The 260-nt window shown below is 60.8% G+C and carries 1 protein-coding gene; it reads left to right on the top strand.

All coding sequences use genetic code 11. The annotated features are described in order from the left end of the window. Positions 1-260 (top strand): manganese-binding transcriptional regulator MntR (gene mntR, locus B4920_RS26825; protein ID WP_079437602.1); only part of this gene is annotated, 260 nt, incomplete at both ends.

Genomic DNA, 260 nt, shown 5'->3' with positions numbered 1-260 from the left:
TGGCCGCACGCCTGGGGGTGTCGCAGCCAACCGTTGCCAAAATGTTAAAACGTCTGGCGTCGGTCGGGCTGATCGAGATGATCCCCTGGCGCGGGGTGTTTCTCACCGCTGAAGGCGAAAAGCTGGCGCAGGAGAGCCGCGAGCGCCATCAGATCGTCGAGAATTTTTTACTGGTGCTGGGCGTCAGCCCGGAAATTGCCCGTCGGGATGCCGAAGGTATGGAACACCACGTCAGCGAAGAGACGCTGGTGAAGTTCCGC

This window comes from Zoogloea sp. LCSB751 (genome assembly GCF_002028455.1).
In the GTDB taxonomy this organism is placed as follows: domain Bacteria; phylum Pseudomonadota; class Gammaproteobacteria; order Burkholderiales; family Rhodocyclaceae; genus Zoogloea.
Note: the sequence above shows the minus strand (reverse complement) of the source record. Positions and strands in the feature narration are given on the sequence as shown.